Origin of the sequence: Suttonella ornithocola, from assembly GCF_001889065.1 — a bacterium.
Lineage (GTDB): Bacteria > Pseudomonadota > Gammaproteobacteria > Cardiobacteriales > Cardiobacteriaceae > Suttonella_A > Suttonella_A ornithocola.
Genome location: NZ_LWHB01000264.1, coordinates 1 through 467, shown reverse-complemented (window position 1 = coordinate 467; position 467 = coordinate 1). Strand labels below are relative to the sequence as shown.

1 pseudogene is annotated in these 467 nt (G+C 42.8%); it reads left to right on the top strand.

What is annotated here, in order from left to right:
- A pseudogene (locus A5N85_RS13650) lies at positions 1 to 467 on the top strand (pyridine nucleotide-disulfide oxidoreductase); the annotation flags it as partial.

The window sequence follows — 467 nt, the reverse complement described above, 5'->3', positions numbered from 1 at the left end:
GCAAACGAGCCAGCCTCATATTTGGGCAATGGGGGATGTTGCTGGTAGCCCGCAGTTTACCTATATTTCTTTAGACGATTATCGAATTGTTAAAGATCAATTATTAGGGGAAGGAAAAAGAACAACCAAAGGTCGGACGTTTCCTTATGCGGTATTTGTGCAGCCACCATTAGCCAATGTCGGCTTAACGGAAGCACAAGCCAAAGAAAAAGGAATAACAGTTAAAACGGCAACCTTGCCAGCCTCAGCAATCCCGAAAGCAAAAATTCTTGAGCAAACCGATGGCTTATTAAAAGCGGTCATTGATGCAGAAAGCGGAAAAGTGATTGGCGCACAATTACTTTGTGCAGAAGCACATGAAATCATTAATTTCCTAGATTTGGCGATTCGCTGCGAATTGCATTGGCAAGATATCCGCGACCATATCTTCACCCATCCAACCATGAGTGAAGCCTTAAATGATTTAT